The organism is Tateyamaria sp. GN1-10, assembly GCF_055693845.1.
In genome coordinates, this window is record NZ_JBVFUR010000004.1 from 3,123,764 (window position 1) to 3,141,986 (window position 18,223).

Sequence of the window (18,223 nt, forward strand, 5' to 3'; positions counted from 1 at the left end):
AGTGTCCAGCACCAGTTGCGACGCCGATTTGCCCGCATCCGGCACCGTAGAGGCCCGCACGCGCGCGCCGACATCGCCGACCCAGCATCCGTGGCCCTTGCTGTCGCGAAACAGCTCGATCTTTGATCCCGACGAATACCCCAACGCGACATTCGGCTCCGGCACGGTCAAGATCGCGGGCACCCACAACTTCGGCGACTATCAGGTCACCAAACGCAACAACATCCCGATGGGCGCAACGGCGCGCATGCCGTCCAACGGCAAGCCCCTTATCAACGAAGCCACCTACGCCCAAACATTCGACGAATGCCTGATCTTTTTGCACCCGATCACACCCTTCATCATCGATAGCCTGTGGCAGCAAAGGCACGGCCCAAGCAACTGGTCCACCTTCACCACCGATCTGGTCAACAGTGAAGCCGACAGATAACTCAACTGGGTGATCAAACTGATTGAAGCCATCCGCTTCGCCCCCGCGCAAATTCATGTGCCCGCCAGTGCTAACATTCCTTGCCTGCTCAAAGGGTTCGAGCCACAGATCCAAACCTCCTAAAAACGCAACAAGGCGCTCCGTCAGCGCTTCGCCAGGCTCAAAACGGAGACACAAGCCTCCCCAAAGGCACCGTCGCGCTCGCCGTCTCCGGCGACACCTTCGGCCTGCCCATCGCTGACGTCATCGACGTGGCGAAAAAATCACACCTCAAAAACTCCAAGGAGCCCCCACCCGCCTCAAAGAACTCTGATCCTTCTTCATCTTGCCAGACAAACTTCGGGGGTTTGGGGGCAGAGCCCCCATTCAAAAAACCAATCGCGTCGCGGCTTGCCCGCGTCCGAAAGAAAACGGGCCGACCCGGGATCACCCCGGATCGGCCCTTTGCTTCAGTCCTGCAGCCGGACGATGTCCCGCATCAGCCCCTCGGCCCCGTTGTGTACGGTCAGCCGCTCGACCTTGCCGGCAATCGTTTCCAGCGCTTCCAGCTCTTTCAGTCGCAGCATGACGGGATGTTCCGCCATGACCTTGGCCGTGTTGAGCAGCGACCGTGTTGCGTTCGTTTCCTCGCGCCGCCGGATCACGTTGGCCTCGGCCTCTTTCTGGGCCGCAACCACCTGGTTCAGGATGTCCCGCATCTCGCCGGGCAGAATCACGTCCTTGAGCGCGATCTCACCCACCTCGATGCCCAGGGCCGCCATGTCGGTCCGCACCTGAGCCGCGGCATCCGCGCTGACCGACACCTTGTCGGCCAGCACCTCGTCCAGCGTCAGGGCCCCAAGGGTTTTCCGAAACGCCAGTTGCAGCGACAGGTGCAGCGCACCGACAAAGTCCCGCGCCTCTGCCACCGCCCGCATAGGGTCGGTCACCCGGTAGTCGGCCGACAGGTTCACCCGCAGCGACACCCGGTCCCGGGTCAGGATCTCCTGCCCGCTGACCTCATGGGCCTGCCACCGTGTGTCGACCAGCTTGACCCCGTGCTTCCGGCCCAGCATCCAGAACCAGTGCGTGCCCGAGGGCAGCTGCCGCGTGACAACCCCGTCAATCGACAGGATGCCCACATGACCGGCCGACACCTCGGTCGAGGTCAGCGCCCGGGTCAAACCCGACCGCATGAGCCGCTGCGCCAGCGCAACAGGCACCTCGTGACCCTCAGTCAGGTCAATCCGATCCACCGTCCACGGCCCTGCATCGGTCCAGACAAAGGTCCGCTGATCAGGTGTCACCACCTCGAACGCCCGGCCATCCCGGTTCAGGATTGCCACCTCATCGGTTCCGGTCCGCACCTCAGTCAGGTACGCATGGGCCAGATCGGGCCGCGTTTTCACAAGCGCGTCGATATAGTCCGACTTGAAGTGAGGTTCCGACATGTCGAACCGCAGTATGTCGGTGTTGCGCCGTGCAATACCGTGCCGTCCGGGCCCGAGGATGGTGTCAAACCGGCCCTTGCGCATCACCAGCGCCCGCTCGGTTTCCGTCAGGGTCAGCATCCGCCGCCCCATCATAAAATCTATCAATGTCATGTCGTGTCTCCTTCATATCTTTCGGATCATCGTCGTCGCAAAGCGCGAACTCCTTCTTGGTTTCAGAGGGTTGCAGCCATCATGGCTGACAGTTGTGAAGCCCCATCACGGGCGGGAAAGACCCGGAGCCGCCCCGCGCCAAAACCAAAGGTGGGACCGCGACGAGAGGACGTCTGAACACCGGTCGGGGCATGGGGTGGATCGAAATCCACCCGGCCTGGACCTGCGCCCGCGCGCCATCAGTCACGTGCCCGACCCGAGGTCAGAGCAGGTGCGGATCCCTTGGCGCAATGCCCGAAGCCATCATGCCGCGAGGTCCGCCCTGCTGGGGCAACCCCGGATCCAAAAGTGTGAGAGCCTTTGACAGCCCTTGTGGGAGTCGAACCCAAAGTGTTTCCACTTTACCCATGGTCGTTGTGACGGGAGTCGAACCCGCGACACTCAGATTCGCAGTCTGATGCTCTACCGATTGAGCTACACATCGTGCGTGGACCTAAACCACGTCCCTTTGGTCAACCCGGCCCTGGCATACGAGGTCGGCAGCGCCGCCCGCACCGGAAGAGTGATCACCTCTTGCCGCTAGGGTCCGACCTGAACTGTCGGGAGGCGCTGTATCCATGGGACGCGGGATCTGCTCAACAGTGGAAATGACGCTGCGGAAACCCTGTGGCCGTAGCGCAACAATATTGCGCACTTGCGCAACAAATGAAAAGGAAAGGGTGAGATTGTGGCCTCGTAGCCCTGCAAACGCCCCTGACCACGGCACAAGATTTCGTCTTGCTCGACAAGGCTCACGGATCGCGCCGCTCGTCGGTCACAAGAGGCGCCTTTGCCCCACCATTCAAAGACAAGGCCGACCGGCAGGCAAATCGCCGCATCGTTTGGTCCTTCCGGGCGGTGCCTTACACACCACGTCCAGAGCGTTTTTTAGGTGATCCACCGCAAGGTCACCCTCTCGCCCGTCGTGCTGCAAATGTCAGCATAGTGAACACCCTGAGACTTTCCATCGCTTGGGAGGTTTCAAAGCGGTAGAGTTGCTATGCAGCATTCGACATTCAACCTCCCCCTGTTTCAGGGCTGAAAGGGCGCAGCATGGCAAAGAGCTTCAATCCACCAGATGTCTGGAGCCCGTTCGGGGCCTTCTCACAATCCGTCATCTCGGGTGGCGGAAAGACGATTTACCTCAAAGGACAGGTCGCACTTGACCGTGACGGCGAGATTGTCGGTGACGGTGATATGTCGGCTCAGGTGACACAAGTCTTGCACAACGTGGCCGACATCCTTGGTGCGATGGGTGGAAAGATGAGCGACATCGTATCCCTTCAGCAATTCACGACGGATATTCAGGCGTTCATGCAGTGCGGCGAGATCAGGGCGAACTTCTTTGAAGCGCCCTTTCCTGTGACAACCACTTTGGAAGTGTCGTCCCTTTATGATCACAGACTGCTGATCGAGATCACCTGTATTGCTGAGATCCCTCAGGACCGCTTCATCCTGCCTGAAACCGCGCAGGAGATGCATCAATAGCTCAATTTAATGCGTTAATGCGCGATCCGGCTTTCAGTTTTGCGAAAGTCGAGCGTCACAGCATGTGTCGCACGCGCCAAGCGCGTGCTTCATTCAAATGTTGCGCGCCTGTGGATCAGCCGGTTGGCAAGTGCCCAATGATCAGAATGTCTGACAGGCGGTACTTGCCTCGTGCCATTCATCTGCGTGCAACCAAGGAATATGCGCGCCTGCGCTTCAGGTTTTGAACACAGGTGGCCGTTTCTGCATCTGCGCCGCGACAACCTCCATCTGCTCGGGCGTGCCCATCAGTCCCGCCTGCGCGCGGCTCTCTTCCAACAGGATGTCGTCAGGCGCGTGCGTCTCTGCATATCCGATCAACGCCTTGGCCGCCCGCAAGGCAGCTGGTGATTTCAACGTCAGCGCCTCAGCCAGTGCCATCGCCGCTGCCAACGGATCATCCGCCAGTTCAGTGACCAGGCCCCAAGCCTCTGCCTGCCCAGCTGAAATCGGTTCTGCCGTGTAGGTGAGCTTGCGCATCACATCCGACCGCAACAACCGTGGCATCAACACCATGCCGCCCATATCCGGCACGATGCCCCATTTCATCTCCATCACCGCGAACCGCGCATCGGGTGCCGCGATCCGAATATCGGCGCCAAGCGCCAGCTGCATCCCGGCACCGAAACACACGCCGTGCACAGCGGCAATGACGGGCACGGGCACGCGGGTCCAGACCATGGACACCTCTTGCCACTGGTTGGTGGTTCCGCCCCCGTGGGTGCGCGGCATCATCAAATCAACCGGGTCCTTGCCGATCATGGCGCCCAAGCCGCCGATGTCGATGCCTGCGCAGAACCCTTTGCCTTCGCCCGAGATCACGCAGACGCGGGCGTTGCTGGCCGCCACCTCGTTCCCGGCGGCGATGATCCCGTCAATCATGGCCTGATCCACCGCGTTCATCTTGTCCGCGCGGGTCAGGCGCACATGGGCGATGTGGTTTTCGTAGGTAACGGATACACGATCTGACATGGGCAATCTCCTTTGACAGCGAGAGAAGCGCAAACCGGCATCCCATACCAGCAGAACGTAAGGGCATTGCCCGCCATGGCGTGCCGCGCTACCCCTCTCGATATGACCGACCTTCGCCTGACCCCGCTCGCCGCCAGCCTGCCCTCTACCGTGCCCTTTGTCGGCCCCGAAGCACAGGAGCGCGCACGCGGTGCCGCGTTCGAGGCGCGGCTGGGCGCCAATGAAAGCGTCTTTGGCCCCTCGCCCAAGGTTGCCGAAGCCATGGCGGCAGTGGACCTCTGGAAATACGGCGACCCGGAAAATCACGATCTGCGTCAAGCACTTGCCGCACATCACGGGATCGATGCGCAGCATATCATGGTGGGCGAAGGGATCGATGGCCTGCTGGGTTACCTCGTGCGCCTTTTTGTGGGGCCGGGTGACCATGTCGTGACATCGCTGGGCGCCTACCCGACCTTCAACTACCACGTTGCGGGCTATGGCGGCACGCTGCACACCGTCCCCTATAGCGACGACCATGAAGACCCCGAGGCGCTGTTTGCCAAGGCAGCAGAGACCGGCGCGAAGCTGGTTTACCTCGCCAACCCGGACAATCCCATGGGCACGTGGCATGATGGCAAGACGCTGGAACGGGCGCTGGATCGATTGCCCGATGGCTGCGTTCTTGTTCTGGACGAAGCCTATATCGAATGCGCCCCACCGGGCACGGCGCCGGAGATCGATCCGGGCGACCCGCGTGTGATCCGCATGCGCACCTTTTCCAAGGTCTATGGCCTTGCGGGTGCGCGCGTCGGCTATGCCATCGGGGCAGCCCCCCTGATTGATGCGTTCAACAAGGTGCGCAACCATTTTGGCATGAACCGCGCCGCACAGGCCGGAGCGCTGGCCGCGCTGCAAGATCAATCCTATTTGGGCCATGTCCAGGAGCAGATTGGCGGGGCGCGCGACCGCATTGCCCGGATCGCAAGCGACAACGGGCTGGCCGCCCTGCCCTCAGCCACCAACTTTGTCGCCATTGATTGCGGTGCGGATGGCGCTTTTGCCAAGGCCGTTCTGGACGGGCTGATCGCGCGCGGCATCTTTGTTCGCATGCCCTTTGCCGCGCCCCAGAACCGCTGCATCCGGGTCAGTTGTGGCACGGCTGAAAACCTCGATGCCTTTGCCACGGCGCTCCCGGCCGCTCTCAATGACGCGAGAAAGGGCTGACAGGGCGGTTTGCCGTATTATAGTCGACGGGGAGAACCCGGAGGCCGCAATGGACGATCACAACATCGGAACCGCGCCCAACTACAAAAACGCCTGCATCGTGATGTTCGGGGTGAACATTACGTGGATCCTGGTTGCGATCTGGGCGATCTGGGGCCTGATTGCGGCAATGCTGCTTGGTCTGGGTGTGAACCATCTGATTGAGCGTGGCAAAGTCTGGGCCGCGCAGCGACAGGCGGCGTCCATCCGCAGAGGCAAACAGATCTGAAGACCGCGCAGCGCATGCGCGGTGCTGTCCGGGTCGGCTAGTCCAGCCTTTTTAGTTCTAGAATGATCTCGGGGCTGCGGTCGTCAAATGCTTCCCCGTTCCAGTCCCCGCTTACCGAATGAACGGGCAGGCCCGAGCGCGCTGCCAACCCCTTGATGGCAGACAGAGACGGGAAACGCAGGCAGCTTTGCGTGGAAAGCGCCTCGTCCCCGTTTTGGAATGTGTAGCTCTCGGAAAAGGTGACGAACTCACCTTCGACCGATTGGACATCATGGGTAACTTGCAGAATGCGCCCGTCCGCAAGTGTCTTGGGCGGCCCGGCATGTTCCGGGGTCCAGCGCAGCCAGGGCTTTGCCCCCGGGTTCCGGGTTTCGAACCAAAACGAAGCACCCGGTGCCAGACGTTGCGCCATGTTTTGAAACAGGCCCATGATCTGATCGTCGCGCAGCAGACACTGGAACGCATGCCCGGTCATGATGGCGGCATCGAAGCGCATGTCTTGATCCAGATCGGACACCTCACCCACAACCCAACGCACATCTTCAGCTCCCGGTTTGGCCCGTGCGGCAGCAATCATCGCGCCGGCCGGATCGATGCCAGTGACAGCGTAGCCTGCAACCGACAGTTCGATCGCGAACGTCCCTGTGCCGCATCCAACATCAAGAATGCGGCTTGGCGGATCAGGCAACCGCGCGCGGTAGAAATCAAAATCATGCCGCGACGCGTTCACGGTGTCATAAAGCTGTACGAGCGTCTGTTCCTTGTAGTGTTCATCCATATGCTTTGCCTGACCATCGGCCTGTTGCTGTTGTACACTTTGCCCGGGGCGTCCGCATTCAGACGTCAGCGATCACTCCAGCCGCAGCGTCCAATGCGCCGCGCCCATGTGGAACGCCCAGAGCCGACAACCCGGCCTCGATCCCGCCGAGCAGGCCCATGATCATGTGTCCGTTCACATGCCCCATGTGGCCCAAGCGGAAAAAGCCGTGCCACGCCGGGTCACCGGGAGGTGCCATGCCCAGCCCGATCCCAAGTGTCAGCCCAAGGTTTTGTTCGGTCCAATCACGCAGCGCGGTGGCATGTGGGCTTTCCAGCCGCAGGGCCGTGACGGCACAGCTGCGGTGCGTGCGATCCACGACGTTCAGCTCAAGCAGGCCGTCCTCGCCCCACGCCTCGCATGCGGCCCAGATTGCGCGGGCCAGTTTGGTATGGCGCGCCCATATCGCCTCCATCCCCTCGGCATGGATCATGTCCAAAGCGGTGCGCAGACCATAGAGGTGATGCGTGGGCGCGGTGCCATTCCAATACATGTAGAATTCTTCGGGATTGGCCCGGGGTGACCAATCCCAGTATTTGCTGACACGTGGCATCGCGCGGCGCATCGCGTCAGCCTTATCATTGAAGAAGACGAAGGCCATGCCCGGCGGGACCATGAGCCCCTTTTGACACCCCGCGACCATCACGTCAGCGCCCCAGGCGTCCATCTCGAATGCGTCGCACCCCAGTGACGCAATGCAGTCGGCCATCAACAGGGCGGGATGCCCGACCTCATCCATCACCCCCCGAAAGGCGGCAACATCGTTGCGCACCGAGGTCGAGGTATCGACATGAACGGCCAGGACCGCCTTGATCTTGTGCGCTGTGTCCGCGCGCAACGCCTCGGCAATCTGATCCATGTTCCACGGCGCGCGCTTGCCGAAATCGAGGATTTGCGCCGTTGCGCCCAGCCCCTCGGCCATTTCAGCCCATCCATGCGCAAAACGGCCCGTCGCAGGCACCAGCACGGTGTCGCCGGGCGCAATCACGTTGGCCAGGGCCGCCTCCCATGCCGCGTGGCCATTGCCGATATACATGGCCAGGTGCCCCTGGGTTCGGGCCACAGCTTTGAGATCTGGGACCAGACTGGCCGCGATATCCACGATCTCGCCCGCGTAAATGTTCGGCGCGGCGCGGTGCATGGCCTGCAAGACCGCGTCAGGCATCACCGAAGGGCCGGGAATGGCCAGATATTCACGCCCCGAACGACCTTTGGATGGTGATGTCATGAATGCTCTCCGCCATGTAATTGACCGGCGCACCGTAGCGTGCAGCGTCCCGGCGTCAATCGGTCTGCTGCGCTTGCCCCCCAGCGCGCGCCGCGCTAGAGCTTCCATCCAACGTCCCTTACCGGAGCGCGGCGTAACGCCGACAGACACCACGCGTGACAGAGCCCAAAGCCCCCTTCACCCCCACCGAAGATTCCCGCGAGCTTCTGAGCTGGATCTGGCGCGGCTATCTGAAGAAACACAGCGGCCTGATGAGTGTGGCGGTTATGTTCATGCTGATCGAAGGATCCATGTTGGGTGCCCTGAGCTACCTGATGCAGCCCATGTTCGATCAGGTATTTGTTGAGGGTGATTCAGCCATGCTGGTCTGGGTCGGCGCTCTTGTCGTCGGCATCTTTATCGTGCGGGCCACGTCATCGGTTATCCAAAAGCTGATCCTGACCCAGGTGGCGCTAAAAACATCGGCCGCTCTGCGTATGGACCTTCTGGACAGGATCATGCTGCAAGACGGCGCATTTCACCAATCCCATCCACCGGGCTATCTGATCCAGAGGGTACAAGGTGATGTTGGGGCTGTGGGCAATGTGTGGCGTGCGATCATCACCGGCGCGGGGCGTGATTTCCTGGGACTGATCGTCCTTCTTGGCGTAGCAATCAGCGTCGACCCGATCTGGGCGATGCTGGCGCTGATTGGTATCCCGGTTCTGGTGCTTCCGGCAGGCATGGCCCAGCGCTACGTCCGCAAACAGGCCCGCAAATCGCGCGACCTGGGCGCCGGCCTTTCGACCCGTCTGGACGAAGTTTTCCATGGGATCGTTCAAGTCAAGCTGAACGCGCTTGAAGCCTATCAGGCGCGGCAATATCGCGGGCTGACACGTCGGTTCATAAAGACACAGACAAAGACTGCATTTGGCGGGGCCGCCATCCCGGCTATGATCGACATCATTTCAGGCGTCGGGTTCATGGCCGTGATCTTGTATGGCGGGTCCGAGATCATCTCCGGCGAAAAGACCATCGGCCAGTTCATGACATTCTTTACGGCAATGGGGTTTGCCTTTGACCCAATGCGGCGACTTGGGGCGATTTCAGGTCTGTGGCAATCGGCTGCCGCGTCCATCGAACGGGTCAAGGAATTGATGGATACGCCGCTGGCGTTGACATCCCCGCCGAACGCCAAGCCTGCACCGGTTGGTGTTCCGGAAATCCGCCTTGAGAATGTCGAACTGTCTTATGGTGAGGCACCGGTTTTGCGTGGTGTTTCTTTGACAGCCAAGCCGGGTCAGACAACCGCCCTCGTGGGCGCATCGGGTGCCGGGAAATCCACAATCTTCAACGTGCTGACACGGCTCATTGATCCAGGAGCCGGAGCCGTCTTGATTGGCGACACCCCGACAACCGAAATGAACCTTGAAGCGTTGCGCGGCCTGTATTCTGTGGTCACACAAGAAGCGCTGCTGTTTGACGAAACACTGCGGGAAAACATTTTGCTTGGGCGCACCGACGTGAGTGACGAGCGCCTCAAGGAAGTGCTGGATGCCGCGCATGTCACCGACTTCGTGGAAAAGCTGCCCGACGGATTGCAAACACATGTCGGCCCACGCGGATCGGCTTTGTCTGGCGGGCAGCGGCAACGGGTGGTGATTGCGCGCGCCCTGCTGCGCGACACGCCCGTCCTGTTGCTGGACGAAGCAACCTCGGCGCTTGATGCGCAATCTGAAAAAGTGGTTCAGGACGCGCTTGATCGGTTGTCCGCGGGGCGCACGACATTGGTGATCGCTCACCGGCTTTCGACGATCCGCAGCGCGGATCAGATCATCGTCATGGATCGCGGTGAGGTTATGGACACGGGAACCCATCAAGAGCTGCTGGACCGCGGCGGCATCTACGCCGATCTCTACCGCCTGCAATTCAAGGATGGCAAAACAATCATCGACGCACCGCTGTCTGACGTGCTGGGCGATCGGGACGAGAACAACGCATCAAAGGGCCTGTTCATGCGGCTGAGGTCGCGCTTGTTCGGCTAACGTCGATAAGCAGCCGCCAGCGCCTCGGGATCAGCACCAGCCAGGTATCGGGTCAGCGTCCAGAGATTGCGTGCCCCGCGGCGCACCCATCCCTGACGGCGGTACTTCTCGGCACTGGTCACGGCTGTCGCGTCAAGCGGGACAAGCTGGCCGCGCAAGGCACGGGCGAGTGCCACATCCTCCATCAGCGGAATGTCGGGATAGCCGCCCACACGGGCGTAGAGATCGCGGCGGATCAACAGGCACTGATCCCCGTAAGGCAACCCAAACAGGCGTGCGCGCAGGTTGGCCCACGCGGCCACCGCGCGGCCGCCGCGATCAAAGCGCAGCTTGAAGTACGCCGCGTCCCGTTGGCCCAGATGGGCCGACACAACCTCGGACCAGCCGGGCGACAGAACGGTGTCGGCGTGCACCACCAGGAACCATTCTGCCCGGGCAGCCTCGCATCCGCGACGTAGCTGTCCGCCCCGCGAAGGTGGACCCGTCACGATGTTGCCCCCCCAGGCATCCGCGCGTGTCAGCGTGTCATCGGTTGAACCGCCATCACTCACAACCAGCTCGGCAATAAGGCCTCCATCCACACCCTCCATCAAGGCGGCAAGGGTTGGACCCAGTGCAGCCTCGGCATTCAGTGTCGGAACGATGACGGAGATCGGCGCAGGCACTTCGGCCCCTTTCGGATGGAGTTCGCGCTGCTATATGACAAGAGGAAGATCGAAAAGGAACACCCATGTCGCGCCGCCATATCTTTCGCCTGTCAGGGCCTGACACGCACAGCTTCCTGCAGGGGCTGGTGACCAACGATGTGGACGGGCTGGCCGACGGATTGGTCTATGCGGCCTTGCTGACGCCGCAGGGCAAATACATCTCTGATTTCTTTCTGGCCGCCGACGGGGACACGGTGCTGCTGGATGCGCATGAAGATCATACCGATATGCTGCGTCAGCGGCTGAGCATGTACAAACTGCGCGCGAACGTCACGCTGGAGGATACAGCGCTGCACCTGCACCGCGGGCTTGGGGATACTCCAGAAGACGGGCTCGCAGACCCGCGCCACCCCGATTTGGGTTGGCGCGCCTATCGTGATGCGCCACAGGCCGAGGACGACACGGATTGGACAGCGCTGCGTGTTGCGCACCTGATCCCTGAAACAGACGTGGAGCTCACGTCCAATACCTTCATCCTTGAGGTCGGGTTTGAGGCCTTGCACGGCGTGGATTTCCGCAAAGGTTGCTATGTCGGACAAGAGGTGACCGCCCGCATGAAACACAAGACGACCCTGCGCAAAGGTTTGGCACAGGTGGATGTGACCGGGGATGCCGCGCCGGGGACCGAGATTTTGGCGGATGGCAAGGCTGCCGGGACGCTGTTGTCACGGGCCGGAGATCGGGCCATCGCTTATCTGCGTTTTGACCGGGCCAAAGGCACCATGCAGGCCGGGGAAGCCACCGTTACGCGCAGCGACGGCTGAAGCGGCTTCTTTCAAGTCTGGCGTACCTGCTGCAATCAACCAAGCCTGCGGGTCAGAAACGCGTCGATCTGCACTCGCACGGTCTCTGGCATTTCCAGTGGCAGGTTGTGCCCTCCATCAAGCTCAAGCAGTTCTGAATCGACGATCCCTGTTGCAAGCGCGTTCATACCCCGACGGGTGGCGCGGTTGCGCGCGCCGCGGATCAGAAGTGTTGGAGTCGCGATTTTACTGAGCCGACCCCGCCCGTCATAGGCCGCCGCGGCGCGCATCTGATCGGCAATCGCCTCAGCGCCCCAATGCGGGATTTGCGCACGCAATTCCCGAGCGACGGTTTTTGGCTCCCCTACCCCGGTCAGACCGGCGAGACGGCGCGGCGGGATGCGTTTTAGGACCGCCGGAAGGACACGCCCTGCAAGGCGCCCCGCAAACGTATCGACAACCGTTGGGACAGCTTCGATCAGGATCAATGCCGCAGGCCGGGTGCGCGCGGCCAGTTCCAAGGCAACCATCCCCCCGAGAGAGTGCCCAACGAGTACAGCGCCGTCGGGTGCGAGGGGCTGCAACATGTCGGCATATGCTTCGACACGCGCATCCGTTTCGACTGCGGGCAAGTTCGGTGTCTGGGCCAGAGGCAAACCATCAACGACCTTCCGCCATGTTGCGCAGGTCAGGCTGGCACCATGTAGCCAGAGGCTTGGCCGTATCATGAGAGGGGAGTGCGCTGCGTGCGTCATGGACTGTTTTCGGGACACCGTTTTGAAATGGCCGGGCTCATGTTGGTGATGCGTGCCCCGCACATGCATTGCATGCAGCTATTGCAGGCTTTTCGGGATGATCAACGACCTTGAGCAGCTGTGGCAGATACCCGCGCAGTGAGTTGTCAAAGCGACCGCGTCTGGAAACGAACGGCACAAACAGAAAACGGGGCGCTGTGCGCCCCGTGTAGCCGTCTATAAAGGCTGATGCAGACGCCTCAGGCGCGTTCCGCGTATTCCATCGTTTCGGTATTCACGATGATGTCTTCGTCCTGCCCGACAAAGGGCGGCACCATCACCTTGACCCCATTGTCGAGGATTGCGGGCTTGAACGAGTTCGCCGCGGTCTGGCCTTTCACAACCGGCTCCGTCTCGACGATCTTGCAGGTGACTTTCTGCGGTACGGTCGCGTTCAGGGCTTCTTCTTCGTAGAATTCGACCACGATGGTCATGCCGTCCTGCAAGAACGGGCGCCGGTCGCCAAGAAGTTCGGCAGGCAGTTCGATCTGTTCGTAGGTGTCGGCATCCATGAACACCAGCATCCCGTCATTCTCGTACAGGAATTGTTGGTCCTTCTGCTCGAGCCGGACCCGTTCAACCTTGTCGGCGCTGCGGAAGCGTTCGTTCAATTTCGATCCGTTGCGCAGGTTGCGCAGTTCGACCTGGGCAAAGGCCCCACCCTTGCCGGGCTTGACATGATCCACCTTTACCGCGGCCCATAGACCATCGTTGTGCTCAAGCACGTTTCCGGGGCGGATCTCGTTTCCGTTGATTTTTGGCATGTGGCAAAACCTTGACGAAAGGTTGATGAAAAGTTGTTGGTCCCTATATCTCGCGTAGTGGGTCCCGGCAAGACAACGACATACTGTGCTGCGTCAGCAGCTAGGCATGCATTTCATGCAGGGCAGCCATGCAAAAACAGGGTATCCGAATCGGAGCAGTTCGTCCATAACGGGCGCCACGCCGGAAAGACAAGAGCAAGAATAAAGGAAGGACGACGAATGAAAGATTTCGTTGACGGCACTGCCTTTAACAATGAGCAAGGCAACCGTGCACGCAAACTATTCGCAGCCGTTGTGTTGGCTGCACTCGACGATGCAATCGCCGACGACAAGAAATATGGCAACGGGCCAGAGCAGATCGCCCGCTGGGCACGCTCGCGCGACGGGCGCGAAGTGCTGAGCTGTGCGGGTATCGACCCGAACGAACGGGTTGTGGAAGGCCTGATGGAATTCGTGGGCAAAGGCGTCCGCACATCTGTCGCCCTGAGCCGCGAAGAATCAGAGCGCCGCAATGCGGCACAACAGGCCGAAGCGGCCTGATCGCAGCCATCGCTGCTACAAAGAGAGCGCGCCCTACGGGGCGCGTTTTCTTTTGCTTATCCGTTTGAAAAGAAAAACAGCCACTGGCGTACAACCCAAAGCTCGGCGAGCAACAGGAGTACGACGCAGGCAATGCCCCATATTGGCAGCCCCCTGCGCCAAAGTATCACGGCTGAAAATGTGGCAAGCGCGGCTTCGATCGGCGCAATCCATGCGGCACCGTGGCCACGGTCCCAGTAGCTGATGGGGCTTTCGAACACCCACCAACTGAATGGCCAGAAATGCGGTCGACCATCGTCGTGGTGCAGTGGGAAATCCAGGAACACATGCAGCAAGGCCGCACCGGTCAAAGCGACAGCCCATGGTGTCCGATGCCAGCAGGCCAAACCGAACAATACCCCCCAAACGACAAACGAATTGTCGATGGCAAACACGGTTTGCCACGTGTTCGAGAAGTAGAGATCGTTAAAGACAATCGTTGGCGGAATCCCCAGAACGAACAAGGATACACCTGCCATAATATAGAGCGACAGGTCCGGCAGGATTGCCCCAACAAAGGCAGCGACAAGGATTTTGTGGTGCGTGCGTCCACCAAATACAGCAGCGCCAACAAGTAAATGAGCTGGCGTATTCACGACCGCTCAGGACAGCGAAATAGGCTGAACGCTGGCAACTCTATTCCAGGTCTTGCGCGGCAAGTGCCCTGTGAATCTCACGCCGAACCAGTTTGCGCACATTGCGTGTGATGCGTTCGCCCAATGCGCCCTGCAGCTCTTCGCGCACAATGTCACTCACCAAGTCACGAAGTGCCTCTTCATCCAGCACATCTTCGTCGCTGGAGAATATCTGCGCGCCCTCGACATTGGCAGTCTCTGTATCCGGTTCAACGTCAACATGCGGAGACGGATCCGGGTTGCTCACCTCTTCATCCGCATCTTCCCAAGCAAGAGCGGGTGGCTCCGTTCCCGCATTCTCTCCATCCCCAGCCATGTCCGGCTCGAATTCGTCAGTCTGTCCGGCAATCAGCGTCTCGAGCGCTGCAATCTTTGCGCTGAGTGTCGTCGCCTCATCGTTCAATGTCGGCTCGGCCTCTGCTGTCGCAAGTGCATCCTCGTCATCGACATCGTCAAATGCATCCTGAATGGACATGAGCGTGTCCTGATCCAGATTGACCGCATCAAGTGCTATGGGATGTTCTTCGGGCGCAGAGGTGTCTTCGTGCTTGTCCTCAACGTCATCAAGAGTGGTTTCATCGCCATCATCACTGCCCTCGTCAGGGGCCTCATGCGTCAGTTCGAACGCAGGCGTTTCGTCCTCAGGCAGATCATCCTGTTGGGCTTCCGGAACCTCTTGGTCAGCGATATCGGTGACATCATCGGCCGCGGCCTCGTCCACACTGTCGCGTTCCTCTTCGACATCGTCGGTCACGCGCAGCGCAGGCGTCAGGACCAGCCTGTCGGATGACGCTGCCGCTTCGCTCTCCGGCGCTTGCCGGTTGTCATCGGACACCAGACGACGAATAGACGCCAAGACGTCCTCCACCTCGGTGTTGGTCATTGGATCAGACATGTCAAAGTACCACTCTCAACCTCGGCCTCAGCTTACCCTGCGGGTGAGAGTCGCACAATACTATGCTGAAAACCTTAATCGTCTACTTGAAGTGCCCGAAGTACCCGGTCCAGTTGTCTACCCTGCCTCGATCGCTTTGCAGGACCGTCTTTGACCAGGTTGTAGTAGGCCGTCGGATCATACAGCTGCACCGGTAGCTGCAGACGTTGCGCTGTCAACAGCCCCATCGATTCCAGAACCGAATATGCAGCGATGTATTGATCAGCCTGCGCCGCGATGCGGTTGGTTTCCGCATCAAGCAGATCCTGTTCGGCGTCCAGAACGTCCAGCGTCGTCCGGGCCCCCAAGGTTGCCTCTTCGCGCACACCTTGGAATGCGATGCGGGCCGCGCGAATTTGGCGTTCGGATGCGGCCAGGCTGGCCCGCGCCGCTTCAAGATCCGAAATGGCATTTACAACGTCCTGCTGCACGCCATGACGCACATTGTGAAGGTTCCCGCGGGACGCATCCCGTGATGCCATTGCCTGTCTCTCGAGCGCCGAAAGACTACCGCCCTGATAGATTGGACCGGTCACCTCGACCCCAATCGATCCGGTTCTGCCACTGTCCGGATTGCCGAAATCTTCTTGAACCCCCAAAGCTCCCTCTAACGACACGACCGGCAATGTATCTTTGACGGCCGCTGTGACGAGCAACTCACTCGCAGACACTTGCCGACGCGCGGTCTCCATATCCGGGTGGTTGCGCACGGCCACAGCTTGGGCTGAAGCAACGTTTGTCTCGGTACGCGGCAGTCCAGGCAGTGGCGATAGCTGTGACGGGCGCCGCCCAACAACATTGGTGTATTCTGCCTGCGCCTGGATCAGATTGCGCTGTGCATCCGCTAGGTTGCTGCGTGCCTGTGCCACGGCAGCCTCGGCCAAGGACACATCGGTACGCGCCACTTCGCCCACTTCGAAACGGTCATTCGCAGCACGCAGTTCTTCCTGCAAAAGGCGCAGGTTGTTCTGGCTCAGAGCGACGAAATTCTGCTGTCGTCCCACGTTGATGAAGGCGGTCGCCGCGCGCAAAAGCAGCCCCTGTTCGACATTCAACAAGGATGCGCGGGTGGCAAGTACTGTCTCTTTTGTCGCCTCGACCCGCGCCCGGTCGGCACCGCCGTCGTACAATTGCAATGATGCACTCAATGCCAGAATGACATCTGTGGATTCCGCACTTCCCGAGATGCCGGCCTGGCTGGTCACATCCCCAAATTCCTGCGTGATGCTGCCGGTCCAATTTATGATGGGACGCAGTGCCGACAGTGCGATCGGCACATCCTCGTCCGCCGCACGCAGCAAGGCACGGTTCTGATCAAGCAACCCGCTGTGCGTGTATGCACCAACCATGGCGTCCGCAAGCGTATCGGCGGTCACCTGTGCAGAACCAAGACCCAGAACAAGTGTTCCTGTCACCGCTGTTGTACTCAGAAATCTCCGCGCCAACTTGCCTATCATCTCAACCTGCCTCTTGGTGATCCAACTGCCCGATGTTTTTCGGACTAGAGCGTAAATGCGTCTTGTTTTTCAAACCCCGGTAGAACCGGAGCCCCTGCGTTAAATGCCCGGCGCCACGACATCGCACCGTCTATCTTGTATCCGATCCGAACCTCTCCCAACGGACCGTCCATGAACAGGGCCGCAATGCGTCCACCGTCTTTCAGTTGAGAGAGTAGTTCACCCGGCACTTGGGTCACGCCCCCTTCAACAACAATTACGTCGTAGGGACCGTGTTCTGCTGCGCCGACTTCTAACGCCTCGACATGCGTGATGACGTTGTCGATACCCGCAGACATCAGCGCATCTTGCGCCTCCGTCGCCATGGCTTCGTTGTCTTCCAGCGCGACAACGGCTTGGGCCATATGCGCAATAACCGCCGCCGAGTAGCCAAGCGCGGATCCAACATCCAGCACCAGCTCGTCAGGAGCAATATCCAGCGCATCCAATATCTTAGCCAAAGTGCGCGGCTCAAGCAGAACGCGCCCTTCCCCAAGATCAAGGTTTTCGCCCATATACGCGGTCTCGCGCTGCGCGACCGGAACAAAGTCCTCGCGCTGGACAGTCAGCATTGCGTCAATGATCGGAAACTTCGTCACATCAGAGGGACGGACTTGCGTGTCTACCATCATGGTGCGCCGGGTCGAGAAGTCGGGCATTACAGCTAAACTCATTCGTTCAGGTTCTTTTGCTTACATGTGCCACAGTCAGCGCGCGTGGGCAACGCAGCAGGTGGCCAATGGCGTAGAATTCCAGCGCATCGTGGCCAGACAGCCTTGCACGGCCCGTTTTAATGGTCTATCGCCGCTCACACACCATGGACGGCGAGTTGGCGGAGTGGTGACGCAGCGGATTGCAAATCCGTGTACACCGGTTCGATTCCGGTACTCGCCTCCATTTATTTTCAAGCACTTAGCTTTCTCCTATGTTGTGCCGCTGCAGGGCGTTTACAGTTGCGTTTACAAGTTCACAGAACTCTTACGTCCCATTGCCGCTTGCAACTTAGCCAAAACGGCCATCGACTCACTCGGCGAGACAGTTGCATAGTATTCAATAACTTGAGCGGCATAGCGAACGTACCACCCCATGTAGTTTGCGATCTCAGCCAGCGTCAGGCCCGCGTTGAGCAACCGTGTCGCGGCAGTCCCGCGAGTATCGCTTAGGGTTTTTTCACGACCATCTTCCGCCGGTAAGACCCCCGCGATGCGTCGCCATTCAGTGATCTTGTTAGATGCCCACCGTGCCGACAAGGGCCGTCCAGTTTCTGATACCAATAGGAATTGCTGACCTTGATGCCCAGCCGATCCTGCAGCTCCTGCTCCCCCGAGTGAAAGGGTGACGTTTCGCGATCCCAACCTGCCAGTTCCATTGGCTCATCCTCTTTTCAGAAACCTGACACGACGGTGCCAGTGTTATCAAAAAGATATGAGATGGCCGCTGTCAGCTAAATAGAGCTTGTACGTAATGAGTGTCAGCC

18 protein-coding genes and 2 tRNA genes are annotated in these 18,223 nt (G+C 60.0%); 8 read left to right on the plus strand and 12 right to left on the minus strand.

The window, feature by feature from the left end:
• Position 1 precedes the first annotated feature (1 nt).
• Positions 2-430 (plus strand): class I tRNA ligase family protein, encoded by a 429-nt coding sequence (locus ACZ1HN_RS17495; RefSeq protein WP_299742493.1) that lies wholly within the window; start codon positions 2-4, stop codon positions 428-430.
• Positions 431-879: 449 nt separating this feature from the next.
• Here ACZ1HN_RS17495 and ACZ1HN_RS17500 read toward each other — a convergent pair whose 3' ends face one another.
• Positions 880-2,013 carry a slipin family protein gene (locus tag ACZ1HN_RS17500; RefSeq protein WP_472728408.1) on the minus strand — a complete coding sequence of 378 codons (1,134 nt, stop codon included), beginning with the start codon at positions 2,011-2,013 and terminating at the stop codon, positions 880-882.
• A 408-nt stretch (positions 2,014-2,421) separates the two neighbouring features.
• Positions 2,422-2,497, minus strand: a tRNA-Arg gene (locus ACZ1HN_RS17505).
• A gap of 608 nt (positions 2,498-3,105) precedes the next feature.
• On the opposite strand from ACZ1HN_RS17505, the gene ACZ1HN_RS17510 reads away from it, so the two are divergent.
• Positions 3,106-3,540, plus strand: coding sequence for a RidA family protein (locus tag ACZ1HN_RS17510; RefSeq protein WP_472728409.1), 435 nt, complete (start codon positions 3,106-3,108; stop codon positions 3,538-3,540).
• A gap of 216 nt (positions 3,541-3,756) precedes the next feature.
• On the opposite strand, the gene ACZ1HN_RS17515 is transcribed toward ACZ1HN_RS17510, so the two are convergent.
• Positions 3,757-4,551 (minus strand): crotonase/enoyl-CoA hydratase family protein, encoded by a 795-nt coding sequence (locus tag ACZ1HN_RS17515; protein WP_472728410.1) that lies wholly within the window; start codon positions 4,549-4,551, stop codon positions 3,757-3,759.
• Between the two features lie 102 nt (positions 4,552-4,653).
• On the opposite strand from ACZ1HN_RS17515, the gene ACZ1HN_RS17520 reads away from it, so the two are divergent.
• Positions 4,654-5,757: a pyridoxal phosphate-dependent aminotransferase gene (locus ACZ1HN_RS17520; protein ID WP_472728411.1), complete on the plus strand. Its 1,104-nt coding sequence runs from the start codon at positions 4,654-4,656 to the stop codon at positions 5,755-5,757.
• 49 nt (positions 5,758-5,806) lie between these two features.
• Complete coding sequence (locus ACZ1HN_RS17525) at positions 5,807-6,025, plus strand: hypothetical protein (RefSeq protein ID WP_299210528.1); 219 nt, start codon at positions 5,807-5,809, stop codon at positions 6,023-6,025.
• Between the two features lie 37 nt (positions 6,026-6,062).
• On the opposite strand, the gene ACZ1HN_RS17530 is transcribed toward ACZ1HN_RS17525, so the two are convergent.
• Together ACZ1HN_RS17530 and ACZ1HN_RS17535 are read right to left on the minus strand one after the other, a co-directional pair.
• Positions 6,063-6,803, minus strand: a complete 741-nt coding sequence (locus ACZ1HN_RS17530) for a class I SAM-dependent methyltransferase (protein ID WP_472728412.1) — start codon at positions 6,801-6,803, stop codon at positions 6,063-6,065.
• Positions 6,804-6,861: 58 nt separating this feature from the next.
• A complete protein-coding gene (locus tag ACZ1HN_RS17535; RefSeq protein ID WP_472728413.1) occupies positions 6,862-8,070 on the minus strand; it encodes a pyridoxal-phosphate-dependent aminotransferase family protein in 1,209 nt (402 codons plus the stop codon).
• Between the two features lie 155 nt (positions 8,071-8,225).
• Between ACZ1HN_RS17535 and ACZ1HN_RS17540 the strand changes: the two genes are divergently transcribed.
• Positions 8,226-10,094: an ABC transporter ATP-binding protein gene (locus tag ACZ1HN_RS17540; protein WP_472728414.1), complete on the plus strand. Its 1,869-nt coding sequence runs from the start codon at positions 8,226-8,228 to the stop codon at positions 10,092-10,094.
• Here the strand turns inward: ACZ1HN_RS17540 and ACZ1HN_RS17545 are convergent.
• Positions 10,091-10,759, minus strand: coding sequence for a TIGR04283 family arsenosugar biosynthesis glycosyltransferase (locus tag ACZ1HN_RS17545; protein ID WP_472728415.1), 669 nt, complete (start codon positions 10,757-10,759; stop codon positions 10,091-10,093). The two genes, ACZ1HN_RS17540 and ACZ1HN_RS17545, sit on opposite strands and share 4 nt — an antisense overlap.
• Positions 10,760-10,824: 65 nt before the next feature.
• Between ACZ1HN_RS17545 and ygfZ the strand changes: the two genes are divergently transcribed.
• Positions 10,825-11,565, plus strand: a complete 741-nt coding sequence (gene ygfZ, locus ACZ1HN_RS17550) for a CAF17-like 4Fe-4S cluster assembly/insertion protein YgfZ (RefSeq protein WP_299210538.1) — start codon at positions 10,825-10,827, stop codon at positions 11,563-11,565.
• Between the two features lie 35 nt (positions 11,566-11,600).
• Here ygfZ and ACZ1HN_RS17555 read toward each other — a convergent pair whose 3' ends face one another.
• Positions 11,601-12,272 (minus strand): alpha/beta fold hydrolase, encoded by a 672-nt coding sequence (locus ACZ1HN_RS17555; RefSeq protein ID WP_472728416.1) that lies wholly within the window; start codon positions 12,270-12,272, stop codon positions 11,601-11,603.
• A 266-nt stretch (positions 12,273-12,538) separates the two neighbouring features.
• On the minus strand, positions 12,539-13,102 hold the full coding sequence (efp, locus tag ACZ1HN_RS17560; protein WP_189369669.1) for an elongation factor P: 564 nt from the start codon (positions 13,100-13,102) through the stop codon (positions 12,539-12,541).
• Between the two features lie 219 nt (positions 13,103-13,321).
• On the opposite strand from efp, the gene ACZ1HN_RS17565 reads away from it, so the two are divergent.
• The gene (locus tag ACZ1HN_RS17565; RefSeq protein WP_039684470.1) at positions 13,322-13,642 is read left to right on the plus strand and encodes a DUF6280 family protein; all 321 of its coding nucleotides are present in this window, start codon (positions 13,322-13,324) and stop codon (positions 13,640-13,642) included.
• Between the two features lie 56 nt (positions 13,643-13,698).
• On the opposite strand, the gene ACZ1HN_RS17570 is transcribed toward ACZ1HN_RS17565, so the two are convergent.
• The 4 genes from ACZ1HN_RS17570 to ACZ1HN_RS17585 all read right to left on the minus strand — a co-directional run bounded on the left by ACZ1HN_RS17570 (position 13,699) and on the right by ACZ1HN_RS17585 (position 17,405).
• Complete coding sequence (locus ACZ1HN_RS17570) at positions 13,699-14,277, minus strand: cobalamin biosynthesis protein CobQ (RefSeq protein WP_472728417.1); 579 nt, start codon at positions 14,275-14,277, stop codon at positions 13,699-13,701.
• 40 nt (positions 14,278-14,317) lie between these two features.
• A complete protein-coding gene (locus ACZ1HN_RS17575) occupies positions 14,318-15,199 on the minus strand; it encodes a hypothetical protein (protein WP_472728418.1) in 882 nt (293 codons plus the stop codon).
• A gap of 86 nt (positions 15,200-15,285) precedes the next feature.
• Positions 15,286-16,665, minus strand: coding sequence for a TolC family outer membrane protein (locus ACZ1HN_RS17580; RefSeq protein ID WP_472728419.1), 1,380 nt, complete (start codon positions 16,663-16,665; stop codon positions 15,286-15,288).
• A gap of 86 nt (positions 16,666-16,751) precedes the next feature.
• A complete protein-coding gene (locus ACZ1HN_RS17585; protein WP_299210574.1) occupies positions 16,752-17,405 on the minus strand; it encodes a protein-L-isoaspartate O-methyltransferase family protein in 654 nt (217 codons plus the stop codon).
• 164 nt (positions 17,406-17,569) lie between these two features.
• On the opposite strand from ACZ1HN_RS17585, the gene ACZ1HN_RS17590 reads away from it, so the two are divergent.
• Positions 17,570-17,643, plus strand: a tRNA-Cys gene (locus ACZ1HN_RS17590).
• Positions 17,644-18,223: the final 580 nt, after the last annotated feature.